The organism is Catalinimonas alkaloidigena (genome assembly GCF_900100765.1).
GTDB lineage: Bacteria > Bacteroidota > Bacteroidia > Cytophagales > Flexibacteraceae > Mooreia > Mooreia alkaloidigena.
This window is the reverse complement of the sequence record NZ_FNFO01000012.1, coordinates 177,895-195,842: the sequence shown is the minus strand read 5'-3', so window position 1 is coordinate 195,842 and position 17,948 is coordinate 177,895. Positions and strand designations below refer to the sequence as shown.

Below are 17,948 nucleotides of genomic sequence, written 5' to 3'. Positions count from 1 at the left end.
TTAGAATCCACGTAATTTTACAAAAAAAGACCAGAGGATGAGCACGTTACATTTCCCTTTCCCCAAAGCGGACGTGTAATGTTGCCGAAACAGTCCCGGAAAAATGAGTATGGCAGAACTAGGGAAGATCAATTACATGCCCGTAAAAAAATGGGTCGATTTCGGTGTGTACCTGGAAGCGGGCGAAGACGAAATTCTGTTACCGATTCGGTACGTACCCGAAGGAACCGAGCCGGGCGATACGCTGAAGGTGTTTCTCTACCGCGATTCGGAAGACCGCATCATCGCCACGACCGAGCTGCCGCTGGTGCAAGCCGGCGAGTGCGCCTACCTGGAAGTGGTGCAGACCACTGCGGTCGGTGCGTTTCTGGACTGGGGGCTGCCGAAGGATCTGCTGGTGCCGTTTCGTGAACAGGACCAGCGCATGGTGGTGGGCATGTATTATCCGGTCTATGTTTACATCGATCCGGAATCGCAGCGCCTGGTCGGCTCCAGCCGCTTGAACCGCTTCATCAGCAACGACACGCTGACAGTGGCCGAAGGCGACGCCGTGAAACTGCTGGTGGTGCAGGAAACCGACCTGGGCCTGAAAGTGGTGATCAACCACCAGCATTGGGGCCTGCTGTACCACAACGAGGTGTTCCAGGACCTGGGGCCCGGCGACGCGGTGCGGGGCTACATCAAAAAGATCCGCGAAGAGAACAAAATCGACGTGAGCCTGCGCCGCGAGGGCTTCGATGAGATGCCCTTCGCGATCGATCAGCTCGTGCGTGCCTTGCGGAAGGAGGGAGGCTACCTGCCGCTGCACGACAAAAGCCGACCCGAAGACATTTACGATGCGCTGGGCATGAGCAAAAAAGTGTTTAAAAAGGCGGTGGGGATGCTGTACCGCGAACGACGGCTATTGCTGGAGAAAGAGGGCATCCGCCTGATGCCGGAAGAGTAGCCATAAAAAAAGAGGAACCGACGGGATTCCTCTTGCGAACGATTTTCTTTCTGTGGCTTTACCAACCGTAGGGACGCGGAGCAAACCCGCCGTACGGGCTGCCGAAGCTCCCCATGCCGGGACCGTATCCGTAGGGGCTACCTCCGTAGGGGCTACCGTACATGCCGTAGCCGTTGCCCCGCCGACTGGAGACACCCACCCCGATCGAGAAGTTTTTCGTGACTTTGTATTCAGCGTTGAACGAAGCGCCCATGTTCGGCTGGGTAAAGGCCGCCGGTGCGCCCGCGTAGTTGCTGGTCAGCATGTCGTAATAGGCATAGCCCGAGAGCAAAAGCCGCTCAGATGCCTGGTAAGAACCGCCGACATAGGCCATGGTCGATACCCGGTTTCGGGCGAACGGTGCGGCCTGACTGCCTTCTGCATTCGCGTAGCCGAAGGGCATCGTCGTATTGACCAGCGCCAGCCCGCCGTGCAGTTGCCAGCGGTCGTTCAGGTCGTAACTCACCTGCGGGGCCACGTACGTGTTGAACCCGCTGCCCCACGCGCCCGTGAAAAACGAAGCGCCTATATTCGTGGCATAGTGCCAGCGCGAAGGCGTAATTTTTTCCAGTTCGGTGGCGTGCTCGGGGTTGTAGTACTCAACCTCTTCCTCCGGCGTTGCGTTGGTAGTATGATCGGCTGACTGCGCGAAAAGGCCCAGCGGAGCCATCGCAAAAAGCAGTATCCAGAATTTTTTCATATGACAAGGTACTAAGATCAACAGCGACTAAAGGTACAACGACGAGACGTGAATAACAATTTCGTCGTTCGTAAAACACTACCATGAATTTCGGAAAACTGACCGACCTGCAGGGCGTCGATTTTCAACTGCCGCCCGACCATCCGTCGACGGCTTCGGTGCTGGCGCAACACGCCACCGATACACCGCCCGCCACCTACCTGGGTTGCCCCATCTGGAACAACAAGAAGTGGGTAGGCTACCTGTATCCGGAGGGGACCAAAGACAAAGATTTCCTGAAGCATTACGTGCGCCGCTTCAACACCATCGAGCTGAACGTAACACACTACCAGATTCCGACGACGGAAACCATTCTGCGCTGGCGGCAGGCCGCCGAGGGCACGTCGTTCCGGTACTGCCCCAAGTGGCCGCAGGTGATCTCGCACGACAAACTGTTGCAACACACCGACGCGGAAACCGAAGCCTTTTGCGACGCCATTCTGCGTCTGGATACGCACCTGGGCATCTCGTTTTTGCAACTGCCGCCCCACTTTGCGCCGGCACAGCGGCATTGGTTGGAGCAGTTTCTGGACCGGCTGCCGGCTGCCATACCGCTGGCTGTGGAGTTTCGCCACCCGGACTGGTTCGGAAGCGATACTTCGGGCTTCGACCTGTTGCGCGAGCGGGGCGTGACGGCCGTGATCAGCGATACGGCGGGCCGTCGCGACGTGGTGCATCAGCACCTGACCACCCCCGTAGCCTTCGTTCGGTTTGTGGGCAACGACCTCCACACTACCGACTTCACGCGGGTCGATGCGTGGGTGCAGCGGCTGCACCAGTGGCGGCAGAAGGGCCTGCAGGACATCTACTTTTTCGTGCACAGCCCCGACAACGACACCGATCCGTACTTGTCTGCCTATGCCGTTCTGGCAATGAACGGCCACCTGCGTGCCGGACTTCAACCTCTGACGCAAAAGCCTCAACCGGTGCAAGGCTCGTTGTTTTAAACAAGTTGCCTAAGGGCTGAGGTTGGGCGAGCCGCTGGACTAGAAGTTACTACTATTTAGCTTGCTTTAACTTCATGGTAGCTTCGAACGGAATCTGATCGGTTGGGATTTCTGACGAAGTGAAAATTCTTGCCATGGAGCTGTCAGAGTACTGAATTTTTATAGAATATTTAAATTTATCCTTTTCCATCGAATACTCGAGGGCAGGAGAAGCGGTTTCCTCAAATTCTTCTATTTCATAATCCATATCAGAATATTGATTGGTCGCCACTCCTGTTACTTTTCCGCTGCCTAGCACATTATTATAATCTACTTCGAACCAAATGGAAGTGTCTGATAAAAAAGATACTTTTAGGGTTTGTGCATACGCTTCGATTTCTGCTGCATCTGATTTTACTTCGTAATAAAGGGTGTCCTTGTTTTGAAGACTTTTGGCTTGATGCGTTGGATTTAAGGTTTTTTCTGGTAATGACGCGCTTGTGTGCAAAGAAAGTATGCTGTCTTCTTGAAGCATCGTAGCACCTTCTTTCTGATCAGAGTAGTGTGTGCAGTTGCTAAACAAAATTGTGATCAAGCCTATCCTTAAAAAAGTTTTCATTTTTGAAATCTATAGTCTAATTCATATATTCCTCTTTACTTCAAATATCTAGTCACAAGCACTGATGAGAACTGAGGGGCATCCTTAGCGCATTGAAACGAGGTCTTCAATGATTTCTATATCAAAAATGTGTAGGCTATAACGATCGTAACTAAAACTAGTGGTGCCGTTAACAGCGAAATTGCTAATGTTTTTTTCTTTTTTATATATGTTTTTGCGCTGATTTCTCCATTAGCGATTAGTAGCATAGGGTATGAGTTTAGAAGAAGAAATATGAGTGTGCTGGTTATACTGTTCTCGAAATGATCAGATACATAAACCATAGATCCTAACAACACGTAAGGCCATAAAATAATAGGTGATAAGCTTGCTAGCCATAATAATTTGAATCCTATTGGAAGGCTGTTTTGGCTCAATTTTATATTGCTTTGATAAGTGAATAATTACGCTATATCTTCTTGGTGAGCAGCTTTTCAAAAAAGCTTTACTAATTGATGGGCTTTGTTTAAATGATAATTTTGGCCGATATCATCGCCCACATCATTGTTACTAGCCAATGATGTGGGCTGGTTATTTGCGGATTTGAATCCATTAACAGTGTAGTCACAGCTTCCCTTCTCAAAACGTATAGCGTAATCCCAGGCTGCCCTGGCCTCGCAGCGAAGGATAGTCGACGAGTTCCAGAAACAGGTTGAAATCGGTGAATAGGGATAGGGGAACCTCCGGGATAAAGTATTCTACACCGATCACGCCATCCAGGCCCAGATCGAGGTTGGTGTACTGTTCCCGGTCCACGTAAATCCACTCGCCTTTGTTCTCGTTCCGATAGCGGTACGAATAGTAAAGCGTTTGCCAGCGGAGTTGCGCTCCCGCGCCATAGTACCACTGCAACCCTTTGACATCGAGCTGAGTAAGCGGCTTTTGGCGCAGGAAATGCACCTGAAGCCCCCACGGAAAGGTGTTATGGTATCCGTAGAAGTTATAGTACTCGTAGCCGTGTTTTTTGAAGTACCAGTCGGTAAAGTGCTTCTTGTAGTACTGCGAACCGCTGAAAAAATAGGCGCGGCCAAAGTTGATTTCCAGGGCCTTGCCGGGCTGGTAGTGTTTGAGGGAGAAGCCCGCCGGATCGCCCAGCCGTCCTCCAATTCCCCAGTTGACCTGTTGTGCCTGCGCGGAGCCGAGCATGCCCCCCAGCAGGAAAAGGGTGATCAAAAATCGTTTCATACAACTATCGGTAACATTTAAAAACCGAAACGAAGATACAGGGTGGTTCCGCAGGGTGAGTCGCAGAGAGGGAGGGGATTCTTACGCGGCTAAGTTTCGTCCTACAAACTTCTGTTCACAGCGAATGAAACGGATAGTTACGTGTAAAAAGTGATAGTTTTTTGAGGCTGGACCCTATTTGTGCTTGACGTAGCGGGAGTCCTGATGGTAGAGGTGAGGCGGCTTGGAAGGCCCGGATTGGGTGCGGCAGGCGCTCAGGCACCCCGTCAGGAGGAGTAATAGGAAATAACGCCGCACGAACATGCTGCAAAGTAAGATTTAACGCGGGCAGGAAAAAGAGGCTTATACGGCAAACAGCCGTACGCCTTCGCCTAGGGCAAAGGACGTACGGCTGAGCAGGAAGCTGTAGGAGCATTTAGCGCGCCACGATACCGGCGGGGGTAGGGTCCAGGTCCATGATTTTACCGAGCGAGGCCAGGCTCCCGTCCATTTGCACGGCGAATCCGCTGATGCTCCCCTCAGCGTTGAGGGCGTAGAGAAACTTGGAGGAACGACTCAGCGCCAGGTCGATCGGGCGGCTGTCCAGGCCGGTGTCGCCGTCGTTGCCACTGGCCGACAGGCGACCTAGCTCGCCGGTGGAGGCAATTTTGTAGCCGGTCAGGTTGCCGCTGCCCGTGTTGGTGGTGTAGGCGTACCGATGGTCGTCGGTGATGGCCACCCAGCAGGCCGCGGTCTGATCGGTGCCGACCGAACCGGAGAGTGTCGCCAAGGTGCCGTTGGGTTTGATGCGATAGGACGAAAGTGCGCTGGCGTTTTCAGCCCCGCCGAAGGCTTCGGATACCACGAGTTGATCGTCGGTGTTGAACGCAAAACCGAACGGCGTTTGGCCGGACGACATGCTGATCTGCCGGTTGCCCAGCGTGCCCAGGGGCAGCACCGAAAAGGTCAGGAGGTAGTTGGTAGCGCGTTCGGTCGCGACGAGGGTGCGGCCGTTGGGCGAAAATTCGATCTGGGCCGGTGCCGGGGCGGGGCCGGTGCCGTCATTGCTGAAATAACGAGTCGACGACGGAATGAACTTCAGGGTGCCGTCGTCTCTGACGCGGAAACCGGTCAGGTTGCCTTCGCCGCCCGCGTTCATCACGTACAGCAGATCGTTGTGCACCGTCAGGCTGGTGGGCATCATGCCGCCCGAAGCCACCCGCTCGACCAGCGTCAGTTCATAGCCGTCGATCTCGAACACCGACACCTCATTGCTTCCGGCGTTGACCACAAACAGACGTCCGTCGTGCATCACCAGCGCGCCCTGCGAACCGAGTCCACCGTCGATGCCTTTTCCCCCGGTCGGGTAACTGCCGTGGGGCATAAGCGTGCCGTCTTTCTCTCTTTTGTAGACCATGATGGCATTGCCCGACGGTTGGTTGGTCGAAACGAATACCACGTTGGCGGCCGGACCCTGCCCGTGTCCGGGGGGCGGGGTAAAATCCTCGAAGTATTCGCACGACGAAAAGAGGCCCAGCATCAGGACCAGCAGCAGTGGAAGGTTAAAGACGTTTTTCATGGGAGTTGTACGTTTATAAGGTTGAATGGGGGACAAGGTAGACGGCAGCGGTACCAACGGATGTCGTGTGCCTGACACTTCCAGGCCTCGACCGGAAAAGGTGGGGGAAGTGTCGTGTAGCGGACAAATGGCTGGTGCTCAGGCGTGTTGCTCAACCGGGGGGCGGTAGAAAATACTGAAAAAACAGTATTGACTCCTCCGCCGAAATCTTCTTTCTTTGTCTGAGAGGTGCCCTGCCCTTGCGCCGGGAAATTGCACCGCGTGGCCATCCTCAGGCCATAGCGCTACCTCGTGGCCTGTCGTCAGGCAGCGTCTACCGGGTCGCACGCACCGTTTCATCCGGCCCTTTCGCTCATCCTGCTACGCCAGGTCACCGCAAGCCTTCTCGTTCTCAGCGGTAGCCGGTCGGTTTTCAGAGAAGCCCTGTCCTATGTCACAGACCGTTAACATCCTGTCGCTCGACGGAGGAGGCACCCGGGGGCTTTTCCCCGCCACCCTCCTCGATTGCCTTCGGCGGGATACCGGCATGCCTCTTTCGGCCTTGTTCGACGTCATTGTGGGGTCTGCCACCGGGGGCATCATTGCGGCGGCGCTGGCGTGTGGCGTAGATACCGCCGAAATCGTGGACATTTACCTGAACCGGGCGGGGTTCATTCTGCCTGCCACTCGTTTTCGTCGCCTCTGGAATCCGCTCAACCTATTCGCCCCCAAGTATCCCAACGCAAACCTGAAACAACTGCTGACGCAAAAATTCGGGACCACAACGTTGCAGGACGTCGCGGCACAACACGGTACCCGTCCCGCTTTTCTGCTGGCCGCGCTCGACCTGAGTCCCGACCTGGCGCCGGACGAGCCGCCTGCCTTTCGGGTAGAGATTTACAATTCGGCATTGACGGCCCATCAGGACGAGCGGATGGTGAATCTGGCCCTGCGTACGTCGGCGGCGGCGGTGAACCTGCCGCTCCACGGCCGATTTTCGGAAGGAGGCAACTACGCGAACGATCCAGCCCTTATCGGGTTGGCCTTTGCGCTGAACGATAAAGTGGCCCCCTCGGAAGGCATGAGTCGTCTGCCGGGCCATCGGCTGGGGTTGGGCGCCTCCCTAAAAGACATCCGGTTGTTTTCGCTGGGCTGTGGCTCCACAGGAAGTTCGTTCGTGTCGCGCCGCAAAATCGGCAACGGCAACTGGGGGCTGCTCAAGTGGACCGGGCACCTGGTGAGTCTGGTGATCGACACCAACATGGTGGCCGTGCAACACTACCTCCGCGAAATGCTGCACCCGGCGCACTACTACCGCCTGAATCCCTACTACAGCGCGGCCGATGCGCCTGCGGTGCTTCGGAACCAGGCCTTGAAAATCGACGTCACCGACGCTGCGCAACTCGCCGCCATCCACGCCTACGCGGAAGCGCTGTACCAGCAGCAGAAAGCCGCGATCTACCGTTTTCTCGACCTCTCGTAACCCTCTCATGTGTATGGTCTTATGAATGCCCGCCTTGCTTCCATCTCCAAAACCCGCGTGACGTGGAAAAACACCACCCGCAACGTAGAAGTCTCTCCGTTGCGCTACTTCTTCCCCCGCCAGGTCGACGATCTGGTGGCCATTGTGCAAGACGCCGACGCCCACGGGCTGCGCGTGCGGGCCGTCGGATCGGGCCACTCGTTCTCGGAAGTGGCGAAGGGGCGCGATTACCTCCTGAACATGCAGTACCTCGACAAGGTAGCGCAGGTCGATCCGCAGGGGCTGCACGAACGGCATCGCGGGCAGGGCGATAACGCGCGTTATTACGTAGAGGCCGAAGCGGGCATCACCATCAAAAATCTGAACATCGTCCTGGATGGGATGGGCCTGGCGCTCCTGAACATGGGGGCGGTCAACTTTCAGACGGTTTCGGGCGCGCTGGCCACCGCCACGCACGGTTCGGGCATCACGATGCCCGCCTTTCCCGACATGGTGCGGTCCATCCTTCTGGTGACAGGCGGGGGGCAACTTATCCGGCTCGAACCTGCCGACGGCATCACCGATCCGGCGACGTTTACGCCCCGGCACGGCGAGGCGCTGGTGCAGGACGACGACCTGTTTTACAGCACGCTGGTCAGTTTCGGCGCCATGGGCATCATGTACGCCCTGACGCTGGAAGTGGTGCCAGCCTTCATGATCAAAGAGCAGCGGGTGATGATGGACTGGAACGTGTTGCGCGAGGAACTGATTCGGGGCGATTTCATCGAAAAAGTGGTGCGGAATTACGACTACGTCTCGTTTCGGGTTAACCCGTACGAGGTAGACGGCCAGCACCTGTGCTCGGTGGTGTTGCAGGAGATCATTCCGGGGCCTCCCAAACTATCGTTGAACGCCCGGTACAAAAACCTCAAAACGTCGATTCTGGGTAATATTCCGTTGCTGCCGCTGTTCACCATCTGGTACCTGAACCGATTTCCGAAGGCGATTCCGGGCTCGATCAACAGCTTCCTCAAAGGAACTAAAGACAAAATCTTTATCGGGAAAAGCTACCGCACGTTGTTTCAGAGCGGCACCAACATCCGGCGGCACGGCATCAGTTCGGAGTTTGCTTTTCCGGTCGATGGCGCGTTGATCGTTTCGGTGGTCGAAACCATTTTCCGGCAGGCGCTGGAAAACGTCGCCAGGGGCAACTTGTACCAGTCATCGCACATCCCGGTACGCTTTGTGCCCGCCTCGCAGGCGTACCTGTCCACGGCCTACGGACGTGAAACCGCCTACGTCGACATCCCACTCCTGCAAAATACGGTCGGCGACTACGAGATTCTGGAGCGGTACCAGGACCTGATTTTCACACACGGCGGCATTCCGCACTGGGGGAAAATCAACAACCGGCTGTACGGAAAGATTGACATCACGCAGAAGAATTTCCCCAGGCTCGGCATCTGGCAACGGGTGCGGGCGCAACTCGATCCCAAAGGGACGTTTATCTCGGTATTTATGGAGCAGGCCGAATTGATTCCGCGTCATCTAGATACAGTGGCAGTCAACCCCGGCGTCTTGCACGAAGAATAGCCGACCGTGCACGCGACTTGGCGCGTAACTTCCGAACAAGGCCGGCTTATGTGCATGAAACCGGAAGCGGCTACTTGACCAGCGCCTGGTAAACCGAGCGTTGAAACAGCCGGTTGAGGGCCAGTCCGTTTGTGGGGCGCAGTTGCGTCATGATGATGCCGATCAGGCGTTCTTTCGGGTCGATCCAGTAAATCGGATAATAGGCGCTGCCCCAGCCGTAAGCCCCCTCGGTGCCCAGTTCTCCGTACTTCCCCAGGTCGTTCAGTACCCAGAATCCCAGGCCGAAGCCTTCGCCCGGATAGGCGGGGTACTTGTCCCCCAGATGATCCTGATGCATCAGTTCCACGGTTTTAGGGCCGAGGAGGCGCACGCCGTCCAACGTGCCGCCGTTGAGCAGCATCTGCAACAACCGGCCGTAGTCGGATGCCGTCGAGAGGAGTCCCGCCCCTCCCGAAAAACACTTGCGCGGTCCGTGAAGGTAGTCGGTGGTGTCGTTGGCTTCGGTTTTGACCAGCTTGCCTTCGTCGGTCAGACCGTAGACCGGCGCCAAGCGGTTCGCCTTTTCGGCCGGTAGGTAAAAGTAGGTGTCGTGCATCTGCAGCGGCTTGAATATCCGTTCGGCGAAAAACTGATCGAGGGGCATTCCGGAGACCTGCTCTACCAGATACCCCAGCACATCCGTCGAATAGCCATACTGGTAACGGTCGCCCGGTTGCGCCAGCAGCGGGAGCGTCGCCATACGTCGGATCGCCTCGCCAATGGTTTCGTCTTTGTCGGCAAAGTACCAGCCCACCAGCCCGGCTTCGCGGTAGGTCTCTTCGGCCATGCCGTAGCCGTAGGTCAGCCCCGAGGTGTGCGTCAGCAGGTGCCGGATGGTGATCGGACGTTTGGCCGGAACGGTGTAATACGGCATGCCGGCGGGCATCTCGGCGGCGGTTTCCGCCACAGTTACGTCTTTAAACTCAGGAATAAACCGATAGACCGGATCGTTCAGTTGGAAGCGGCCTTCTTCGTAGAGCATCATGACGGCGATGCTGGTCACGGCTTTCGACATGGAGGCAATCCGGAAAATGGCGTCCGTGCGCATCGCCTGATTCATTTCCGGGTCCATCTGCCCGAACGCTTTGTGATGCACGGCTTTGCCGTCGCGCAGCACCATCGTCACCACCCCGGCGACTTGCTGACGGTCGACGTGATCCTGCAACAGGGCATCGACACGGCTCAGCCGCTCCGGCGAGAAACCGGCCGCTGCGGGTTTGACAGTCGCGAACTGGGCCTGAACAGGGGAGACAACAACGAAAAAGAGTAACAGAAAAAGGGTGGGGAGGGAGAAACGTTGCATACGATAGGTTTGTGAGGGCGTCAAGTTACAGGGTCGTACCTTGATTTTCAACCCTTGATCTCCCGACGGACAATCGTTACAATGCGCGTCAGGTCCGCTTCGGAGAGGGCGCTTCCTGAAGGCAGACACAACCCCCGCCGGAATAGGTCGTCGCTGATGTGGCGGGTGGTATAGTACGGATACGCGGCAAAGACGGGCTGACGGTGCATGGGGTACCACAAGGGGCGTGCCTCGATCTGATCGGCCGCCAAGGCCTGCCGAAGGCCCTCCGGGGTTGCCGAAGTCTGTGCCGGATCGAGCAGCAGGCACGTGAGCCAGCGGATGCCGCGCGTGCCGGGCAACTCGGGACTGAAGGCCACGCCGGGGCAGTCGGCCAGCGCCTGTTGGTACTGGGTAAAAATGGCCCTTCGTCGGGCAATGCGGTCGTCGATTGCTTCCAGTTGGGCGCAGCCGAGGGCAGCGCTGACGTTCGAGAGGCGGTAATTGTAGCCGAGTTCAGAGTGCAAGTAATGCGGTGCGTCGTCGCGCGCCTGGGTAGCGAGTTTCCGGGCGCGTTCGGCCCAGTCGGCACGTGAGGTGACCAGTGCCCCACCCCCCGAGGTCGTGATGATTTTATTGCCGTTGAAAGAGTAGACGCCAAGGTCCCCGAAGGTGCCCAGTGCCTGCCCTTCGTACGTAGCGCCGAACGCCTCTGCGGCGTCTTCGATGACGGGGACATTCCACTGACTTGCCACGTCTACCAGCTCGCAGATCTTGGCCGCCTGGCCGTACAAATGCACGACGATCAGGGCTTTGGGGCGGCGGCCCTGCGCCGCGCGATCTTCCAGCGTACGTTGTAGCTCCTTCACACAGATATTCCAGGTCGATACGCCACTGTCGACGAAAACGGGCGTGGCACCCTGGTAGAGAATCGGAAAAACGCATCCTGCAAAGTTGAACGTCGGGCAGATCACTTCGTCGCCGGGGCCGACGTCCAGCAGGCGCAGGGCCAGGTGCAGCGCTGCCGTGCCCGACTGGAGCGCGACGGCGTGAGGCGCACCGGTATAAGCTTCGATGCCTTCTTCAAAACGGCGTAAGAATGGGCCTACCGGCGCAATCCAGTTGCTGTCGAGGGCTTCCTGCAAGTAATGAGATTCCCGGCCGGTACGGTGCGGAGGTGACAGAAAAATCCGGTCAGGCATCAGAGGGTTTCCAGTTTGCGAATCACACGGCCCGGCACGCCGGTCACGACCACCCCGTCGGGAATGTCGCGGACTACTACGGCCCCGGCCCCGATCTTGGCCCAAAAGCCGATGCGTACGCCCGGTGCTACGGTGGCGCCGGCACCGATCAACGTGCCTTCTCCGACCGAGACGTTGCCACACAGCACCGCGCCCGGACCCACGTGCACAAAGTCCTCCAGTTCGCAATCGTGGTCGACAATGGCACCGGTGTTGACAATGACGTGCTGACCCAGGAAGGCACCCGTCTGAATCGTCGACTGGTGCATCACCATGCTGCCCTTGCCCACTTCGGCGCGGCAACTGATTACGGCCGAGCGGTGACGGGCCGCGTCGGCAAACGGGTGGTAGACACGAGATGCCAACTGGCGCCGCAGGCGGTTGTCGCCCACGCCGATCAGGATCGCGTGTTCGGCGAAAAGATCGCGCTGGTACTGGTGGTGGACGTCCATCTTGCCGAAACGCTTGACTTCCGGATTGTCGTCGAACACCGCGACGATGCGCCGCTCCTGGCAATGCAGGCATTCGGCGACGACACGCGCGTGCCCGCCGGCGCCGTACAACAAGATTTCTTCGGTTACCTTCATGGCGCAGAAGGGGCTAGGTCGGCAGACAGGTTGCCCTGAAAACGCTCCGAGAGGCCGTGCTCTGGAGAGTGCAACGGTCCCGGAAAAATCAGCCGAAAAATCGTCGACATCAGGATTTGCAGGTCCAGCCCCGGCGAAATGTGTTCGACGTAAAACGTATCGTAGCGGAAGCGATGCGCCCAGCGTAACGCGTTGCGGCCGCGCACCTGGGTCAGGCCGGTGATACCGGGTTTGACGTCGAGGCGTCGGCGTTGGGCGGTGTTGTAGAGCGGGACGTATTCGGGCAACAGCGGGCGGGGGCCAATCAGGCTCATGTCACCCTTCAGCACGTTCCAGAGCTGCGGCAGTTCGTCGAGCGAGAGGTAACGCATCCAGCGCCCGACCGGGGTGATGCGGGCCGCTTCGGAGAGCAGGTTCCCCGGCAGTTCGTAGGCGTGGCACATGGTCCGGAACTTTACCAGCCGGAACAGGTGGCCGTGGCGACCCGTGCGGGGTTGCACAAACAGGAGCGGACCGCGTTGGCTCAGGGCCAGCAGCCCCGCGCACAGCAGCAGAAGCGGCAGGCACAGCAGCAGAAGCGCCAGGGCGGCCAGCCGGTCGCAGGCGGGTTTCAGGAAAGAAGTGTACCAACGCATCGTATGTGCAAGATAACAGAACTGCGGGGGTGCGGACAAGGGGGCTTCTCAAAATCCCGGAATCGTGTAGTTTTGACTGCCTATGATTTCTTTCCCGAACGCTAAAATCAACCTGGGGCTGCATGTCGTGCGTCGTCGTCCGGACGGATTCCACGACCTGACCACCGGTTTTTACCCCATTCCCTGGACCGACGCGTTGGAAATTCTGCCGGCCGAAGCGCTGCACTTCAGCCAGTCGGGCCTGCCCATTCCCGGCGACCCGGCGCAAAACCTTTGTCTGCGGGCCTACCGGCTTTTGAGCGACCTGCGGAGCCTGCCGCCGGTGCAGATGCACCTCCACAAAGTAGTGCCGACCGGCGCGGGCCTGGGGGGCGGCTCGGCCGATGCCACCTTTGCGTTGAAAATGCTGAACGATCAGTTTGCGTTGCAGCTAACGGTGGAAGAACTGGAACGCTGCGCGGCGCAATTGGGCAGCGATTGTGCCATCTTCGTGCGTAACCAGCCCATGCTGGCCGAAGGGCGGGGGGAACTACTGACTCCCTGTGCCGTGGACCTGAAGGGGTGGTACATCGCGGTGGTACATCCGGGGTTTGCCATTGCTACGCCCGAAGCCTTCCGGGCCATCCAACCGGCTGAGCCTGAGCGACCTCTGTCGGAGGTTCTGGCACAACCGGTCGAAACGTGGCGCGAAAACTTACACAACGACTTCGAGGCGGCTCTTTTTCCGGCGTACCCGGTGCTGGCCACCCTCAAAAATCAACTCTACGAAGCGGGAGCGGTCTATGCCGCCATGTCGGGATCGGGGTCGGCGGTGTTCGGATTATTTCGGGCGTTGCCCGATTTAAAGCAATCTTTCTCAGAAAGTTACACTCTCTGGCAGGGGGTATTATAAATTTATACTTTGGTGCCGGAATTTAAATGGTCCGATTATTGTCTTCCTTTCGTCAAATTAATAGCTTTGTTTAATTCAACCATTAACAGCTACGTCATGAAAAAATTTGCTGCGTTGGTTTTTCTGTTTCTCTTCGGAGCAGTGGCCGCTTTCGCTCAAGAAAACACCGTTACCACAACCGATCCGAATGCGCCGGTAATCACGTTCAAAGAAACCAAACACGATTTTGGGGATATCAAGCAAGGAGACGTGGTGACGTATGTATTCGAGTTTGAGAATACAGGCAAGTCGCCGCTGATCCTGTCGCAAGTGCAGACGACCTGCGGTTGCACAACGCCGAAGTGGCCCCGCGAGCCCATCGCACCGGGTACCAAATCGTCGATCACCGCGCAGTTCAACAGCACCGGGAAAATGGGGCATCAGAACAAGGTCATCACCGTGATCTCGAACGCTTCCAATTCGCCGGCTCGCGTAAGCATCGTTTCAAACGTACTGCCGAAAGACGACTCGGCGACCGGTTCTAAATAAAAGACCTTGACCTTGGCAATAAAGAAGCCCTTCCCGACGGAAGGGCTTTTTTGATTTAAGGCTGATGCGCCACCGCTTTGACAACCAGTTCGTAGTAGCCGCTGGTCGGATCGGGCTCGCGCGTAAAACGCTGGTGGGGCAGTGGGGCGATCACGATTTCGGCGGTTGTGTAAATGCGGGAACCGTCCATCAGGTGTCCGCCGAGCGTTTTGCCCGTAGAGTCGGAAACGGCCAGGTGCAGATGCGAACCGTTGACCGAAAGCGTACCCGACAGCGCGATGATTTCGGCGTGGCCTTCGTAGACCGTAGCGTCGGGTTGGTTGGCCAGGCGCAGGGCCGTGGTCGACACGCTGCCTGCACAACTCACGATGCAGGCAGCCTCCCAGCCGTTTTGCTCCGTCAGGCGAAGCAGTTCCTGCCGCAAGTCCTGGCCGGGTGTGAGCCGTACGGTGGTCGGAACTGCGGCGGGCATTGGCAGAGCCGACGACTGGCGGAGACCACCCAGCGACGATTGGCTGACGCCGATCAGCAGCAGCACCCATCCGGCGATCAGGGCAACGCCCCCCAGCGGCGTGATGGCGCCCATCCATCGGATGCCCGTCAGGCACAATACGTAAAGGCTACCCGAGAAAATCACGATACCCGCCAGAAACGCCCAGCCCGACCACTCCAACAGGCGGCTTTGCGTATGCAACAGCAGCACTCCGACCAGCAGAATGGCCAGCGTATGGTAGAACTGGTACTTCACGGCTGTTTCGAACGTGTCGAGGCGACCCGAGGCTTCCAATGTTGCGCGCAGGGCATGGGCTCCAAAGGCGCCGATCATGACCGAAAGTGCTCCCAGCGCGGCACCCAGCAGTAAAAACGATTTATACATAGTTCGATAGAAAGTTAATCCCTCTCAGGGGTGAGCTTGACAAGTGCGGCCTATGGTGAGCACCGCCTGCCACAAAGCTAACTTCCGACGGCGGAAGCGGCAGCGATTTGCTCACCGGAAGTCGCTCTGTTTCCCGTACGCTCTAAAGAATAATCATCGGATAAGATAAGCGCTAAATCGGGTGTGAGATGAGTGTAACTTCGGAAATGGCTTGCTTGAGTCGTGTGAGCGTGGATTTTGACGAGGCAAAACTGGAAAAAGGAACAACCTCGTATGGCGACTTTGCGTTAACCCCTCTGAAAACTAAACGCTAACTTTTTGAACTCATGAAAAAGATCGTATATGTAGGCGCGCTGGTAGGGACCCTGTGTTGGGCGACCGCGTGCGAAAACAATAGCCGCAGTGACGATAGCGTCGAGAACGCAGAAGAGATGAACGAACAGGCCATGGACATGGGCGAATCCGAGGATGAAGACATGGCCGAATTTATGGTGGAAGCTGCCAACGGGGGCTTGATGGAGGTCGAATTGGGCCGCATTGCCGCAGAAAAAGCTACGAATCCGCAGGTGAAGGAATTTGGCCAGATGATGGTCGACAACCACTCCAAAGCCAACGACAAGCTGAAAACCCTGGCGAGTCAGAAGGGCATCACCCTGCCTACTTCGGTGGGTGAAGAGCACCAAAAGGAAATCAACCGCCTGACCGAATTGTCGGGCGAAGAATTTGACCGGGAGTACGTCAAGCTGATGGTGAAAGACCACAAAGCAGACATCGACGAGTTCCAGGAAGCCACCGACGAGGTGGAAGACCCGGACGTAAAGGCGTTTGCTTCCCAGACGTTGCCCACGTTGCAACGACACCTGCAACGCGCCGAGCAAATTGAAGACAGCATCGAAAATCAGTCGTAACACGACCGGCACATGAAAGCACAATCCCTGTCCGTTTTGGGCAGGGATTTTTTATGAAAGCATGTACCAACCCCGCAGGCGTTGCCGTTCTACTGCTGTTTGGTGTATACTTGCGCTTGCAAACCAACAGAGAGTCAGGGAAAAGCCTCATGAATCCCTAAAAAAGGTGTTTTGTTGATCGGAAGATGGTTACTTCTGCCCGTTTGGCGGCATTAAGTACCAGTAATTCAGTTGGGCTTCTGATCTGCCGCCTACAATCATTTTCAAGTTATGAAGTGCGATTTACGTGCACAGCTCATGCCGATCTTCCGATACGGACAACGTCTGTGTATTGGTGTGATGCTTTCTGCTCTAGTAGTAGCCTGCGGAGGTAGTGATGAACCCAACAGCGACGCCGTGCGGTTTTTCCGGCGGGCGAATACCGAGCTGAAGCGTCGGGAATACAAAGAAGCCTTGCGGCTGTACGACGAAGCCATTCACGAATCGGGCAACTTCTACGAAGCGTTCAACAACCGGGGCATCACGTACTTCGAACTGGGCGATTACGAGCGGGCGCTGCAAGACTATAATCAAGCCATTCTGTTAAATCCGGATTACGGCGAGGCATACTACAACCGCGCGAACACGTTCATCGCCATGGGGCGCTATGCGCAATCCATTCAGGACCTGAACCGACTGACGCGCACCAGCTATGTCGATACGGCCCGTGTCTATTACGCCCGCGCCATGAGTTACCAGAGCCAGGACGATTATGAAGCGGCCCTGACCGATTTCGGGCGTGCGGTTCGTCTGGACTCGACCTACGAAGAAGCCTACATCAACCGGGGGCTGTTGCAGTACCGGCTGAAGAACTACGATATGGCCGAGCGCGATTTTCAGAAAGCCATTGCGATCAACCCGGAGCAGGACTTCGCCTGGAACAACCTCGGCATGTTGAAGATGGCCGCGGCCGACTACAAGGCCGCCGAAGAGTATTTTAACCGCGCCATCGAACTGAACCGTCGGCAGGCGTATTACCTCAACAACCGTGGCTTTGCGCTGTTGCAACAAGATTCGCTCGAAGCCGGGCTGGCCGACATCGAGCGGTCGCTGGAACTGGACAAGCGCAACGGCTGGGCCTACCGCAACCGCGGCATTTACTACCTCCGCACCGAACAGCCCGAAGAAGCCCTCAAGCAGTTTCAGCGGGCCGTCAACCTCGACCAGACCGTCGAGAAAATCTACTTCTACCTCGGGGAAGCGTACCGCGCCGTCGGAAACCAGCAGGAAGCGTGTCAGGCCTGGCGCCAGTCGGCCGCCCGTCACGAAGCCGAAGCCGAAGAGCGCCTGAAAGAACTCTGCCTCTAGCGAATCACGTCCGTATCGACCGGCGTATAGCCCAACTGCCGACTCATCGACAGAATCTGCCCCTTGTGGTGAAATTCGTGCGTGATGACGTGGGTAAAGAGGGTTAACGGGGTGATCTCCAGCCGCTTTCCCCGAATGGTGTTGATGACGACATCGCTCCAGCGCCCCTCGTACGTCTGCATAAATTCGTCGACCAACTGATCGCTGGTCATGAACAGGGCACGCAGGTCTTCTACGGTCTGGCAGGCCTCAGGGTCGAAGTAGGGGCGTTCCTGATGCAAACCGAAATTTTCCAGCCAGTGACGGTACGCGTTGGCGATGTGGACCATCAGGTCGCGCATGCTGCTGTCGTTAAAACTCGGAAGGGGTTGGAGAAGCGCCGCGGGCGGCAGGGTTTCACAATAACGCAGCAGGGCGGCACGGCTGCTCTGCACAAGCTGGTACATAAAAGCGACTTCCATACAAGGTTAGCCCTACACAGCCATCGGTACGGGCCCGTTACCGAAATCGGGTGAAGCCAACAAGGT

17 protein-coding genes and 2 pseudogenes are annotated in these 17,948 nt (G+C 57.1%); 8 read left to right on the top strand and 11 right to left on the bottom strand.

Annotated elements, in window-relative coordinates; translation table 11 throughout:
* Window positions 1-109: 109 nt before the first annotated feature.
* Window positions 110-946: a CvfB family protein gene (locus BLR44_RS24730; RefSeq protein WP_218127178.1), complete on the top strand. Its 837-nt coding sequence runs from the start codon at window positions 110-112 to the stop codon at window positions 944-946.
* A gap of 58 nt (window positions 947-1,004) precedes the next feature.
* Here the strand turns inward: BLR44_RS24730 and BLR44_RS29335 are convergent, their stop codons facing one another.
* Window positions 1,005-1,685: a hypothetical protein gene (locus tag BLR44_RS29335; protein WP_317042811.1), complete on the bottom strand. Its 681-nt coding sequence runs from the start codon at window positions 1,683-1,685 to the stop codon at window positions 1,005-1,007.
* 83 nt (window positions 1,686-1,768) lie between these two features.
* On the opposite strand from BLR44_RS29335, the gene BLR44_RS24720 reads away from it, so the two are divergent.
* A complete protein-coding gene (locus BLR44_RS24720) occupies window positions 1,769-2,671 on the top strand; it encodes a DUF72 domain-containing protein (protein WP_089687258.1) in 903 nt (300 codons plus the stop codon).
* A gap of 52 nt (window positions 2,672-2,723) precedes the next feature.
* Here the strand turns inward: BLR44_RS24720 and BLR44_RS24715 are convergent, their stop codons facing one another.
* The 3 genes from BLR44_RS24715 to BLR44_RS24705 all read right to left on the bottom strand — a co-directional run bounded on the left by BLR44_RS24715 (window position 2,724) and on the right by BLR44_RS24705 (window position 6,051).
* Complete coding sequence (locus tag BLR44_RS24715; protein WP_089687256.1) at window positions 2,724-3,269, bottom strand: hypothetical protein; 546 nt, start codon at window positions 3,267-3,269, stop codon at window positions 2,724-2,726.
* Between the two features lie 618 nt (window positions 3,270-3,887).
* Window positions 3,888-4,493 (bottom strand): hypothetical protein, encoded by a 606-nt coding sequence (locus BLR44_RS24710; RefSeq protein WP_089687254.1) that lies wholly within the window; start codon window positions 4,491-4,493, stop codon window positions 3,888-3,890.
* Between the two features lie 415 nt (window positions 4,494-4,908).
* Window positions 4,909-6,051, bottom strand: coding sequence for a lactonase family protein (locus tag BLR44_RS24705; protein ID WP_089687252.1), 1,143 nt, complete (start codon window positions 6,049-6,051; stop codon window positions 4,909-4,911).
* A gap of 430 nt (window positions 6,052-6,481) precedes the next feature.
* Between BLR44_RS24705 and BLR44_RS24700 the strand changes: the two genes are divergently transcribed.
* Window positions 6,482-7,513, top strand: a complete 1,032-nt coding sequence (locus BLR44_RS24700) for a patatin-like phospholipase family protein (protein ID WP_089687250.1) — start codon at window positions 6,482-6,484, stop codon at window positions 7,511-7,513.
* A 21-nt stretch (window positions 7,514-7,534) separates the two neighbouring features.
* The gene (locus tag BLR44_RS24695) at window positions 7,535-9,085 is read left to right on the top strand and encodes an FAD-binding protein (RefSeq protein WP_089687248.1); all 1,551 of its coding nucleotides are present in this window, start codon (window positions 7,535-7,537) and stop codon (window positions 9,083-9,085) included.
* A gap of 70 nt (window positions 9,086-9,155) precedes the next feature.
* On the opposite strand, the gene BLR44_RS24690 is transcribed toward BLR44_RS24695, so the two are convergent.
* From BLR44_RS24690 to BLR44_RS24675, 4 genes are read right to left on the bottom strand one after another with little or no spacing between them, the layout of a single operon-like run.
* Window positions 9,156-10,427, bottom strand: coding sequence for a serine hydrolase domain-containing protein (locus BLR44_RS24690; protein ID WP_089687246.1), 1,272 nt, complete (start codon window positions 10,425-10,427; stop codon window positions 9,156-9,158).
* A gap of 47 nt (window positions 10,428-10,474) precedes the next feature.
* Window positions 10,475-11,608, bottom strand: coding sequence for a DegT/DnrJ/EryC1/StrS family aminotransferase (locus tag BLR44_RS24685; RefSeq protein ID WP_089687244.1), 1,134 nt, complete (start codon window positions 11,606-11,608; stop codon window positions 10,475-10,477).
* Window positions 11,608-12,234 (bottom strand): acetyltransferase, encoded by a 627-nt coding sequence (locus BLR44_RS24680; RefSeq protein ID WP_089687243.1) that lies wholly within the window; start codon window positions 12,232-12,234, stop codon window positions 11,608-11,610. Before BLR44_RS24680 ends, BLR44_RS24685 begins: the two co-directional genes overlap by 1 nt.
* Window positions 12,231-12,869 (bottom strand): sugar transferase, encoded by a 639-nt coding sequence (locus BLR44_RS24675; protein ID WP_089687241.1) that lies wholly within the window; start codon window positions 12,867-12,869, stop codon window positions 12,231-12,233. The genes BLR44_RS24680 and BLR44_RS24675 overlap by 4 nt, the downstream gene beginning before the upstream one ends.
* Before the next feature lie 82 nt (window positions 12,870-12,951).
* On the opposite strand from BLR44_RS24675, the gene ispE reads away from it, so the two are divergent.
* The gene (gene ispE / locus BLR44_RS24670; RefSeq protein ID WP_089687239.1) at window positions 12,952-13,761 is read left to right on the top strand and encodes a 4-(cytidine 5'-diphospho)-2-C-methyl-D-erythritol kinase; all 810 of its coding nucleotides are present in this window, start codon (window positions 12,952-12,954) and stop codon (window positions 13,759-13,761) included.
* A gap of 96 nt (window positions 13,762-13,857) precedes the next feature.
* Window positions 13,858-14,289 (top strand): DUF1573 domain-containing protein, encoded by a 432-nt coding sequence (locus tag BLR44_RS24665; RefSeq protein ID WP_089687237.1) that lies wholly within the window; start codon window positions 13,858-13,860, stop codon window positions 14,287-14,289.
* 55 nt (window positions 14,290-14,344) lie between these two features.
* Here BLR44_RS24665 and BLR44_RS24660 read toward each other — a convergent pair.
* Window positions 14,345-14,728: pseudogene (locus BLR44_RS24660) on the bottom strand (PPC domain-containing DNA-binding protein); the annotation flags it as partial.
* A gap of 87 nt (window positions 14,729-14,815) precedes the next feature.
* Window positions 14,816-15,166, bottom strand: a pseudogene (locus BLR44_RS24655) (DUF423 domain-containing protein); the annotation flags it as partial.
* A 326-nt stretch (window positions 15,167-15,492) separates the two neighbouring features.
* Here BLR44_RS24655 and BLR44_RS24650 point away from each other — a divergent pair.
* Both BLR44_RS24650 and BLR44_RS24645 read left to right on the top strand, forming a co-directional pair.
* Window positions 15,493-16,074 (top strand): DUF4142 domain-containing protein, encoded by a 582-nt coding sequence (locus BLR44_RS24650; RefSeq protein WP_089687235.1) that lies wholly within the window; start codon window positions 15,493-15,495, stop codon window positions 16,072-16,074.
* Between the two features lie 339 nt (window positions 16,075-16,413).
* Entirely contained in the window at window positions 16,414-17,421 is a 1,008-nt protein-coding gene (locus BLR44_RS24645) for a tetratricopeptide repeat protein (RefSeq protein ID WP_176956197.1), read from the top strand.
* Here BLR44_RS24645 and BLR44_RS24640 read toward each other — a convergent pair.
* Complete coding sequence (locus tag BLR44_RS24640; RefSeq protein ID WP_089687232.1) at window positions 17,418-17,882, bottom strand: DinB family protein; 465 nt, start codon at window positions 17,880-17,882, stop codon at window positions 17,418-17,420. The two genes, BLR44_RS24645 and BLR44_RS24640, sit on opposite strands and share 4 nt — an antisense overlap.
* Between the last annotated feature and the right edge of the window lie 66 nt (window positions 17,883-17,948).

Excerpts from the sequence above, each read along its gene's own strand:
- BLR44_RS24720 (WP_089687258.1), top strand. The coding sequence starts at position 1,769 with ATGAATTTCGGAAAACTGACCGACCTGCAGGGCGTCGATTTTCAACTG.
- BLR44_RS29335 (WP_317042811.1), bottom strand. The coding sequence starts at position 1,685 with ATGAAAAAATTCTGGATACTGCTTTTTGCGATGGCTCCGCTGGGCCTT.
- BLR44_RS24710 (WP_089687254.1), bottom strand. The coding sequence starts at position 4,493 with ATGAAACGATTTTTGATCACCCTTTTCCTGCTGGGGGGCATGCTCGGC.
- BLR44_RS24665 (WP_089687237.1), top strand. The coding sequence starts at position 13,858 with ATGAAAAAATTTGCTGCGTTGGTTTTTCTGTTTCTCTTCGGAGCAGTG.
- BLR44_RS24650 (WP_089687235.1), top strand. The coding sequence starts at position 15,493 with ATGAAAAAGATCGTATATGTAGGCGCGCTGGTAGGGACCCTGTGTTGG.
- BLR44_RS24705 (WP_089687252.1), bottom strand. The coding sequence starts at position 6,051 with ATGAAAAACGTCTTTAACCTTCCACTGCTGCTGGTCCTGATGCTGGGC.
- ispE (WP_089687239.1), top strand. The coding sequence starts at position 12,952 with ATGATTTCTTTCCCGAACGCTAAAATCAACCTGGGGCTGCATGTCGTG.
- BLR44_RS24690 (WP_089687246.1), bottom strand. The coding sequence starts at position 10,427 with ATGCAACGTTTCTCCCTCCCCACCCTTTTTCTGTTACTCTTTTTCGTT.
- BLR44_RS24675 (WP_089687241.1), bottom strand. The coding sequence starts at position 12,869 with ATGCGTTGGTACACTTCTTTCCTGAAACCCGCCTGCGACCGGCTGGCC.
- BLR44_RS24685 (WP_089687244.1), bottom strand. The coding sequence starts at position 11,608 with ATGCCTGACCGGATTTTTCTGTCACCTCCGCACCGTACCGGCCGGGAA.
- BLR44_RS24640 (WP_089687232.1), bottom strand. The coding sequence starts at position 17,882 with ATGGAAGTCGCTTTTATGTACCAGCTTGTGCAGAGCAGCCGTGCCGCC.
- BLR44_RS24695 (WP_089687248.1), top strand. The coding sequence starts at position 7,535 with ATGAATGCCCGCCTTGCTTCCATCTCCAAAACCCGCGTGACGTGGAAA.
- BLR44_RS24730 (WP_218127178.1), top strand. The coding sequence starts at position 110 with ATGGCAGAACTAGGGAAGATCAATTACATGCCCGTAAAAAAATGGGTC.
- BLR44_RS24680 (WP_089687243.1), bottom strand. The coding sequence starts at position 12,234 with ATGAAGGTAACCGAAGAAATCTTGTTGTACGGCGCCGGCGGGCACGCG.
- BLR44_RS24645 (WP_176956197.1), top strand. The coding sequence starts at position 16,414 with ATGCTTTCTGCTCTAGTAGTAGCCTGCGGAGGTAGTGATGAACCCAAC.
- BLR44_RS24715 (WP_089687256.1), bottom strand. The coding sequence starts at position 3,269 with ATGAAAACTTTTTTAAGGATAGGCTTGATCACAATTTTGTTTAGCAAC.
- BLR44_RS24700 (WP_089687250.1), top strand. The coding sequence starts at position 6,482 with ATGTCACAGACCGTTAACATCCTGTCGCTCGACGGAGGAGGCACCCGG.